A 9,261-nucleotide genomic window follows, 5' to 3' on the forward strand; every position below is an offset into this window, starting at 1 on the left:
CGTGTGGCTTGAAGTCTTGCCCTTAAAGCGAGGCTTAAAACGTCCGGCTGTGATTCAAACCGGTCAAATACTCATCCCCGCCCAACTGGCGCATCTGCTGGCGGATCCAGCCGGCACGGCGCAGGACGTAGCTGCTCGGGCGGCTTGCGCTCCATTTGCGGGGGTTGGGCAGGACGGCGGCCAGATAGCTCGCCTGTTGCGTGGACAGGGCGCTGGCGTTGACACCGAAGTGGTGCTGCGCCGCCGCCTGGGCGCCGAACACGCCGTCATCCCATTCGACACTGTTCAGGTAGACCTCAAGAATCCGCTCCTTGGACCAGAGCATCTCGATCAACAGGGTGAACCACGCTTCCAGGCCCTTGCGCACATAGCTGCGGCCGGACCACAGGAACAGGTTCTTCGACACCTGCTGGCTCAAGGTGCTCGCGCCGCGAATCGAACCGCCAAGCTCGTTATGGCTGATGGCCGCCTGAATGGCGCCGACGTCAAAACCCCAATGCTCGGCGAATTTCTGGTCTTCACCGGCAATCACGGCAATTTTCAGGTTATTGGAGATTTTTTCCCACGGCTCCCAGTCGCGTTGCAGGTCGATAGGCTGGCCGTCGAACCAAGATTCAACCTTGCGCTCGACCATCAGTGCAGTGCCGGGAGGCGGCACGAAACGGAAGATCAAAACCAGAATGACGCTGCCCGCTGCAAACCAGAGCAGACCTTTGATGAACCGTTGCACAATTAAACGCAGCATAGAGATGGCTTGGCCGAACCCGTTGAGCGGGCCATTATACAGACCGTGCGCCTTTGGACGATTTTTGACTGGAGTTCTCGATGCTTCGTACCTTTTTAATGCTTGCCGCCTTCTTTGGTTTCACCGGCGTGGCCCTTGGCGCATTCGCTGCCCATGGCCTGAAAAACCGTTTAAGCGCTGAATATCTGGCGATTTTTCATACCGGCGTGCTCTATCAATTGGTGCATGCGCTGGCGTTGCTGGGCGTGGCGTTGCTCGCGGCGCAGATTCCCGGCCGCTTGATGACCCTGGCCGGTTACTCGTTCGCCATCGGCATCCTGCTGTTTTCCGGCAGCCTGTATCTGCTGACGCTTACCGGAGTCAGCAAGCTGGGGATCATTACGCCGTTTGGCGGGCTGGCATTCTTGGTTGGCTGGGCGATTCTTGGTCTCGCCGCCTGGCGTCTGGGTGGGGTTTGATTGCCGCCGCTGCAACATGAAATCTCTGACATAAAGGCACTTCGGTCAAACATAACTCCAGTGCCGCGCTATGGTAAGGAACATGCTTGAGCCTTGCGCGGCTTGAGCCGAAGCCACGGATCCGAGGTCCGATGGCTGAGTCTCATAAAAAATCTGGAGAAAACATGAAGACCTTGTTGGTAAAAACTGCTCTCACAGGCCTCTTGCTGAGCGCCTCGCTTCTCGCCAACGCTGCCGACGTTCCACACACCGCGTCGCCCGCGGGCGCCGAGGTTTACATTATCTCGCCCAAGGACGGCGCCACCGTTCCGGGTACGTTCAAGGTCCAGTTCGGTCTCAAAGGCATGGGCGTTGCGCCGGCGGGCGTGGATGTTCCCGACACCGGTCACCATCATTTGCTGATTGACGTGAAAGATCAGCCTGACCTCAACGCGCCGTTACCGGTGAGCGATAACATCCGCCACTTCGGCAAAGGCCAGACCGAAACCGAGGTCACCTTGCCGCCGGGCCGCCACACCCTGCAATTGATCGTCGGCGATAAGAGCCACATCCCGCTCAGCCCTTCGGTCGAGTCGAAGGCGATTTCGGTTAATGTGAAATAACTGTTTGGCCACCAGTCCATTTCCGTGGGACCGGCTTTAGCCGGGAAGGCGTGGGTTCAGGCAATACATTTGCGGCGCTTGGCGGTTGCCCCCAGTCATAGAATCTCCAACGGATCTACGCAACATTCGCGATAGGACGTACAGCCGATGCATTTGCATCTACTGGAATGCCGTCTTCCCGGATAAATCCGGTCCCACAAAATCAGCGCGATCCAGTGGGACCGGCTTCAGCCGGGAAGGGGCCAGTACATTCGCTGCGATTCCGTCGTCAGGAACGAAGCTGTCCCTTGATTCGCGGGCAAGTCGGAACGCCGCCCGCTCGCTCCAACAGACAATAAAAAGGAGACCCGAAGGTCTCCTTTTTTGTTGACGCTGAACGCTTAGAACAACACGCGGCTGCGGATGGTGCCTTTGATGTGTTGCAGCTTTTCCTGCGCCAGATCGGAATACTCGGCATCGACGTCGATGACCACGTAGCCGACTTTCTCGTTGGTCTGCAGGAACTGACCGGAGATGTTGATACCGTTTTCGGCGAAGACCTTGTTGATCTCCATCATCACGCCAGGGATGTTCTGGTGGATGTGCAGCAGGCGGTGCTTGCCAGGGTGAGCCGGCAGCGCAACTTCCGGGAAGTTGACCGAGGAAACCGACGTACCGTTGTCGCTGTACTTGACCAGCTTCTCTGCCACTTCCAGACCGATGTTGGCCTGGGCTTCGGCCGTGGAACCGCCGATGTGCGGAGTCAGGATCACGTTGTCCAGGCCACGCAGCGGGCTTTCGAAAATGTCGTCGTTGGAGCGAGGCTCAACCGGGAACACGTCGATTGCCGCGCCGATCAGGTGCTTGTCCTTGATCGCGTCGGCCAAAGCGTCCAGTTCAACCACGGTGCCGCGCGCCGCGTTGATCAGGATGCTGCCCTTTTTCATGGCGCGGATTTCTTTCTCGCCGATCATCCACTGGGTTTCAGAGGTTTCCGGAACGTGCAGGGTGACGATGTCGGACATGCCCAGCAGTTCAGTCAGGCTCGACACCTGAGTGGCGTTACCCAACGGCAGCTTGGTCAGCGTGTCGTAGAAGTAAACCTGCATGCCAAGGCCTTCGGCCAGCACGGATAGCTGGGTGCCGATCGAGCCGTAGCCGACGATACCGAGCTTCTTGCCACGGATTTCGAAGGAGTTGGCCGCGCTCTTGATCCAGCCGCCACGGTGGCAGGATGCATTCTTCTCAGGGATGCCGCGCAACAGCAGGATCGCTTCGGCCAATACCAGCTCGGCGACCGAACGGGTATTGGAGTACGGCGCGTTGAACACGGCAATACCGCGTTCGCGGGCAGCGTTCAGGTCGACCTGGTTGGTACCGATGCAGAAGCAGCCGACCGCGACCAGTTTCTTGGCGTTGTCGAACAGCTCTTCAGTCAGTTGCGTGCGGGAGCGGATGCCGATGAAGTGAGCGTCGGCGATCTTTTCTTTCAGTTCGGCTTCCGGCAGAGACTTGGTGTGGTACTCGATGCTGGTGTAACCGGCTGCCTTGAGGACGTCCACAGCGGATTGATGGACGCCTTCGAGAAGAAGGAACTTGATCTTGCTCTTGTCGAGGGAAGTCTTGCTCATCTGCTTAAACCTGTGTCCCGGAGAAAAATGGCAGGAAGTGAAGCCTTCGCTTTATCGGCCCGAAAGCTCGATTAGCGGGGGGCGTATGCTAGCATAAGCACCCCGCGAAACCCCATTCCTGGACGTGAAGCGTTCTCAGGATGACCATGAATTGTTCGAGAGTTCCGTCGATGACCCATCCTGCGCTGATAGATGAGCTGAAGACCCTGGTTGAGCCTGGCAAAGTGCTGACCGATGCCGACTCCCTTGAGGCCTATGGCAAGGACTGGACCAAGCAGTACGCGCCCGCGCCCGTTGCCATCGTCTTTCCCAAGACCATCGAGCAAGTGCAGGCCATCGTGCTCTGGGCCAACGAACACAAGGTCGCGCTGGTGCCATCCGGCGGCCGGACCGGGCTTTCCGCAGCAGCAGTCGCAGCCAATGGCGAAGTGGTGGTCTCGTTCGATTACATGAACCAGGTGCTGGAACTGAACCTCACCGAGCGCACTGCGCGCTGCCAGCCGGGTGTCATCACCAAGCAGTTGCAGAACCTCGCAGAAGAAAACGGCCTGTACTATCCGGTGGATTTTGCATCCTCGGGTTCCAGCCAGATTGGCGGCAATATCGGCACCAATGCCGGCGGGATCAAGGTCATTCGCTACGGCATGACCCGCAACTGGGTTGCAGGCCTGAAAGTTGTTACCGGCAAAGGTGACATCCTCGAATTGAACAAAGACCTGATCAAAAACGCCACTGGCTACGATCTGCGTCAGTTGTTCATCGGCGGGGAAGGGACGCTGGGTTTTGTCGTCGAGGCCACCATGCGCCTTGATCGTGCGCCGAAAAACCTCACCGCGATGGTGCTGGGAACCACCGACTTCGACTCGATCATGCCCGTGCTGCACGCCTTCCACGGCAGGCTGGATCTGACCGCATTCGAGTTCTTCTCCGACAAGGCCTTTGCCCGTGTCATGAGCCGCGGCGACGTACCATCGCCGTTCGATACTCCGTGCCCGTTCTATGTCCTGCTGGAATTTGAAGCGACCACCGAAGAGGTCTCCAACGAAGCGCTGGCGACCTTCGAGCATTGCGTCGAGCAGGGCTGGGTGCAGGATGGCGTGATGAGCCAGAGCGAACAGCAACTGCAGAACCTGTGGAAGCTGCGCGAATACATCTCCGAAACCATCTCGCACTTCACACCATACAAGAACGACATTTCGGTCACCGTTTCGAAAGTGCCGGCGTTCCTGAGCGAAATTGACGCGATCGTCGCCGAACACTATCCGGATTTCGAAGTGCTCTGGTACGGCCACATTGGCGATGGCAACCTGCACTTGAACATCCTCAAGCCTGAGGCGCTGGACAAGAACGAGTTCTTCGTCAAGTGCGCCAAGGTCAACAAATGGGTGTTCGAGACCGTGCAGAAGTACAACGGCTCGATTTCCGCCGAGCACGGCGTGGGCATGACCAAGCGCGATTACCTGACGTACAGCCGCTCGCCGGTCGAGATTGAATACATGAAAGCCGTCAAAGCGGTGTTCGACCCGAACGGCATCATGAACCCGGGCAAAATCTTCGCTGTTTGAAGCGGCCGCTACCGATAGTGGCAACACCCAAAACGATCAGAGCCAGGAGCAGCCATGAGCTATCAGCACAAGTATGTCGACGGGACCAGCATCCACTTTCCAATGGGCAAAGTGGTGTGCATTGGCCGTAATTACGCCGAACACGCCAAGGAACTGGACAATCCGGTGCCGACCGAGCCGTTGCTGTTCATCAAGCCAGGCAGTTGCGTGGTGCCGCTGGAAGGCGGTTTCACAATTCCGGCTGATCGCGGCTCGGTGCATTACGAAGCCGAAATCGTCGTACTGATCGGCAAACCGTTGACCAAAAGCCCGACCCGCGAAGAAGTCCTGGATGCCATTTCCGGCTTCGCTCCGGGCCTGGACCTGACCTTGCGCGATCTGCAGTCGAAGCTCAAAGAGAAAGGCCTGCCATGGGAACTGGCTAAATCGTTCGACGGCGCGGCAGTTATCGCGCCTTTCGTCCCGGCAGAAACCTACGACGACCTGACCGATATCGGTATTCGTCTGACCATCAATGGCGAAGTTCGCCAGGACGGCAACAGCAGCTCCATGCTCAACCCCATCGTGCCGATGATTCAGCACATGGCGGCGTGCTTTTCGCTACAAGCCGGTGACCTGATCATGACCGGCACGCCAGCCGGCGTTGGTCCGTTCCAGGCTGGAGACGATCTGGTGCTCGAGCTGACCGGGCACAACCGTTTCGAAAGCAGCGTTCGGTGATTCTGGCCTGAACCTGAAAAGCCGTCTGCGACGCTGTCGCAGGCGGCTTTTTTATGTCCGATGTCCCGTCCTCTCCCACTAAAGCAACGCCTCGATAAGGCGTTTTGAGACTGAAATAGGTGTAAACCTATTTCAAAACCAGACACGCTGCACACTGATCCTTTCAATTGGCGTTTTTTTCACAATTGATCTGGATAATCCCGCCTCGGCCCTGCTCGGGGGCATTGCGCAACCAGCCGCCGTATCTGCTCAGGAATGTCCTCCATGTCCACCCGCTCCCGATTGTTAAAACCCAAAAGCCGCCTGTCGCGCATGCGCTGGTATGCGGGATTGCTGCTGGTCGCGGTGATTGGCTACGGCGTGGCGTTCCTGCTGCATTGGGACGATCGCGGCCTGCTGTGGGTCAAGGAAGCGCTGGACAGCCCGTCCGAACGTGCCGCCAGCGTCTGGTTGCCGGACTACAAGGTCGATATCGACGCCAAGCTGCTGCCGGGTATGGAGAAGGACGAGGCTTCTGATCTGTCCTACAGCCCGGCGAGCAAAACCCTGTTTTCGGTCATGGGCAAGAACGCTTTTCTGGTCGAGCTGACGTTGAAAGGCGATGTACTGCGCAAGATTCCGCTGGTGGGCTGGAGCAATCCTGAAGGCGTCGCGGTGCTGGAAAATGGCTTGATTGCGATCACCGACGAGCGCCAGCATCTGCTGAGCATCGTCAAGGTCGCGCCGGACACCACGACGCTGAATATCGCTGAGGCCATGAAATACGACCTTGGCCCGTCCAAAGACCAGAACAAAGGCTTCGAAGGCATTGCCTGGGATTCGCGCCGCCAGCAAATCCTGCTCGGCGAAGAGCGTCCGGCAGCGATGTTTGCCTGGAAAAGTGATGGCAGCGGGTTGCTTGAGGGCGACAAACAGAAAATCGACAGCCGTTCACTGCCCGTCCGCAATTTGTCGTCACTCAGCATTGAGCCACGCACCGGCCACACCTTGGTCCTTTCGGCGGATTCACACTTGCTGCTGGAACTGGACGAAAAAGGCGAGCAGGTCAGTTTCATGACCTTGCTGAGCGGCTTCAACGGCCTGAACAAGACTATTCCTCGTGCCGAGGGGGTGGCATTCGATGAAAGCGGCACGATGTACATGGTCAGCGAGCCGAATCTGTTTTATTCGTTCAAGAAGCAATAAAACCAAGCCGTGGGAGCGAGCTTGCTCGCGAAAACTATATTCCAGGCGGGCACTTGCGCTGGATGTGCCGCCTTCGCGAGCAAGCTCGCTCCCACAAAATCAGTGGTGGCTCAAAGCTATTAAGCTTTAATTCAGTTTAGCGTGGTATTTATGCTGCCCGTCTGATCGTCGAGCCCTCTGCATGCGTCGCTTCTTCACTGCAAAAATTGTCTACCCGGTCCTGATCCTTCTGGCGTTGCTGATGTTTTTCGTTGGCCGCGAGTATCGGTTGATGGAGCGCGTCTGGTTCAATTGGCATGTGCTATGGCAAGCGAAAGATCTCGCGACCGTTGGGCTTGGCGACTATCGCGTGATCATCGAGGCTCAGCCCATCGTCGGGCTCGACGATGACGTTTCCGCCCTCAGCTACGATCCGGACCGCAAAAGCCTGTTCACCGTGACCAACAAGAATGCGGAGATGGTCGAGCTCAGCCTCGATGGCCGGATTCTGCGCCGCATCGCGCTGACCGGTTTTGGCGATGCCGAAGCGGTGGAATACATCAGTCCCGGCATTTACGTCATCAGCGATGAATACCAGCAACGGTTGATCAAGGTGCATGTGGACGATGACACGCTGTTTCTCGATGCGGCGGACGCCGAACAACTGACCCTGGGCATCGATGCCGGCGGCAACAGCGGTTTTGAAGGTCTGGCTTACGACACCAAAGGCCAGCGCCTGTTTGTCGCCAAAGAGCGTAAGCCGGTGCAGATCATCGAGGTGCGGGGTTTCCCCAATCTCAGTACTGATACGCCCAACGTCATCGAAGTGGCCTCCAATGCGCGACGCGATGCGGGATTGTTCGTGCGTGACCTGTCCAGTTTGCAGTTCGACGAGCGCAGCGGGCATTTGCTGGCGCTGTCGGATGAGTCGCGACAGATTCTCGAACTCGACACCGAAGGACGGCCGATTGGCAACGTATCGCTAAGTAAAGGCCAGATGGGCTTGCGCAAGAATGTGCCGCAAGCCGAAGGCATCGCCATGGGCGACGACGGCACGCTGTATCTGGTCAGCGAGCCTAATCTGTTTTATGTGTTCAAGAAGCAGTGATCTACAGACTGTGGGAGCGATCTTGCTCGCGAATGCAGTATTTCAGACCCAGAAATGCGTCGGATGTAACCGCCTCTTCGCGAGCAAGCTCGCTCCCACAGGATCAAGCTCAGCGAGTCAGCGTCTTCACACCTTCACTGGTACCCAACAGCAGCAAATCAGCCGGGCGTGCAGCGAACAGGCCGTTGGTGACCACGCCGACGATGGCGTTGATCTGGCTTTCCAGCTCGACCGGGTTGGTGATGTTCATGTTGAATACGTCGAGAATGATGTTGCCGTTGTCGGTCAGCACGCCTTCGCGGTAGACCGGATCGCCGCCCAGTTTCACCAGTTGACGGGCAACATGGCTGCGGGCCATAGGAATAACTTCCACCGGCAGCGGGAAAGCGCCCAGCACCGGCACCAGCTTGCTGGCGTCGGCAATGCAGATGAAGGTCTTGGCCACGGCCGCGACGATTTTTTCGCGGGTCAACGCCGCACCGCCGCCTTTGATCAGATGCAGGTGCTCGTCACTTTCATCGGCGCCATCGACATAAAACTCCAGATCGCTGACGGTATTGAGTTCGTAGACCGGAATGCCATGGCCCTTGAGACGCGCCGCAGTGGCTTCGGAACTGGCAACTGCGCCATCGAAAGCGCCCTTGTGTCTGGCCAGCGCGTCGATGAAACAGTTGGCGGTGGAACCGGTACCGACGCCGACGACGCTCTTGTCGTCCAGTTTCGGGAGGATGAAGTCCACGGCGGCCTGGGCCACAGCTTGTTTGAGTTGATCCTGGGTCATGCTGGCTCCGAGTCAAAGCGACCGTGCAGGAACCAACTTGTTGGCGAGGGGCCTGACGTGCTGCATCAGGAATGCCGCCTCGCCAACAAGTTCGCTCCTGCATGGCTCAAAAGGGCCAGCATTATAGCGACATGCCGCCGGGAAAACCCCGTCATTCGTGTGGTCGTCCATCAGTGTGCGCGGTAGACTTCGAGGCCTTGCCCTCTTTCGCCAGTGATGTTTCCCCGATGCTTGAACAGTACGTCAAGAAAATCCTCACCTCCCGCGTCTACGACGTAGCCGTGGAAACCCCGCTGCAGGGCGCTCGCCAGCTGTCCGAGCGGCTGGGCAATCAGGTGCTGCTCAAGCGCGAAGACTTGCAACCGGTGTTCTCGTTCAAGATTCGCGGGGCGTACAACAAGCTGGCCCAGCTGAGCCCGGAAGAACTGGCGCGTGGCGTGGTCACCGCGTCGGCGGGCAATCATGCGCAGGGCCTGGCGCTGGCGGCCAAGACACTGGGCGTCGAAGC

The 9,261-nt window shown here is 58.1% G+C and carries 10 protein-coding genes; 7 read left to right on the forward strand and 3 right to left on the reverse strand.

Annotated features, from left to right (window positions below; translation table 11 throughout):
- Window positions 1-34: 34 nt before the first annotated feature.
- Window positions 35-745, reverse strand: a complete 711-nt coding sequence (gene mtgA / locus ACP7E4_RS28845; protein ID WP_426119457.1) for a monofunctional biosynthetic peptidoglycan transglycosylase — start codon at window positions 743-745, stop codon at window positions 35-37.
- An 80-nt stretch (window positions 746-825) separates the two neighbouring features.
- Between mtgA and ACP7E4_RS28850 the strand changes: the two genes are divergently transcribed.
- Together ACP7E4_RS28850 and ACP7E4_RS28855 are read left to right on the forward strand one after the other, a co-directional pair.
- The gene (locus ACP7E4_RS28850) at window positions 826-1,203 is read left to right on the forward strand and encodes a DUF423 domain-containing protein (protein ID WP_426119458.1); all 378 of its coding nucleotides are present in this window, start codon (window positions 826-828) and stop codon (window positions 1,201-1,203) included.
- A gap of 164 nt (window positions 1,204-1,367) precedes the next feature.
- The gene (locus tag ACP7E4_RS28855; protein ID WP_426119460.1) at window positions 1,368-1,805 is read left to right on the forward strand and encodes a DUF4399 domain-containing protein; all 438 of its coding nucleotides are present in this window, start codon (window positions 1,368-1,370) and stop codon (window positions 1,803-1,805) included.
- A 380-nt stretch (window positions 1,806-2,185) separates the two neighbouring features.
- Here the strand turns inward: ACP7E4_RS28855 and serA are convergent, their stop codons facing one another.
- Window positions 2,186-3,415, reverse strand: coding sequence for a phosphoglycerate dehydrogenase (gene serA, locus ACP7E4_RS28860; RefSeq protein ID WP_426119462.1), 1,230 nt, complete (start codon window positions 3,413-3,415; stop codon window positions 2,186-2,188).
- 170 nt (window positions 3,416-3,585) lie between these two features.
- On the opposite strand from serA, the gene ACP7E4_RS28865 reads away from it, so the two are divergent.
- From ACP7E4_RS28865 to ACP7E4_RS28880, 4 genes are all read left to right on the forward strand, one after another.
- Window positions 3,586-4,980: an FAD-binding oxidoreductase gene (locus ACP7E4_RS28865; RefSeq protein ID WP_426119470.1), complete on the forward strand. Its 1,395-nt coding sequence runs from the start codon at window positions 3,586-3,588 to the stop codon at window positions 4,978-4,980.
- Between the two features lie 54 nt (window positions 4,981-5,034).
- The gene (locus ACP7E4_RS28870) at window positions 5,035-5,700 is read left to right on the forward strand and encodes a fumarylacetoacetate hydrolase family protein (RefSeq protein ID WP_426119463.1); all 666 of its coding nucleotides are present in this window, start codon (window positions 5,035-5,037) and stop codon (window positions 5,698-5,700) included.
- A gap of 264 nt (window positions 5,701-5,964) precedes the next feature.
- Entirely contained in the window at window positions 5,965-6,885 is a 921-nt protein-coding gene (locus tag ACP7E4_RS28875) for an SdiA-regulated domain-containing protein (protein ID WP_426119465.1), read from the forward strand.
- 181 nt (window positions 6,886-7,066) lie between these two features.
- The gene (locus ACP7E4_RS28880) at window positions 7,067-7,972 is read left to right on the forward strand and encodes an SdiA-regulated domain-containing protein (RefSeq protein ID WP_426119466.1); all 906 of its coding nucleotides are present in this window, start codon (window positions 7,067-7,069) and stop codon (window positions 7,970-7,972) included.
- A gap of 109 nt (window positions 7,973-8,081) precedes the next feature.
- On the opposite strand, the gene rpiA is transcribed toward ACP7E4_RS28880, so the two are convergent.
- Window positions 8,082-8,753 carry a ribose-5-phosphate isomerase RpiA gene (gene rpiA / locus ACP7E4_RS28885; protein WP_341521708.1) on the reverse strand — a complete coding sequence of 224 codons (672 nt, stop codon included), beginning with the start codon at window positions 8,751-8,753 and terminating at the stop codon, window positions 8,082-8,084.
- A 227-nt stretch (window positions 8,754-8,980) separates the two neighbouring features.
- Here rpiA and ACP7E4_RS28890 point away from each other — a divergent pair.
- The coding region (locus tag ACP7E4_RS28890) for a pyridoxal-phosphate dependent enzyme (RefSeq protein ID WP_426119471.1) at window positions 8,981-9,261 on the forward strand (281 nt) is incomplete at its 3' end.

The sequence above is a fragment of the Pseudomonas sp. DSP3-2-3 genome, assembly GCF_049898225.1.
Lineage (GTDB): Bacteria > Pseudomonadota > Gammaproteobacteria > Pseudomonadales > Pseudomonadaceae > Aquipseudomonas.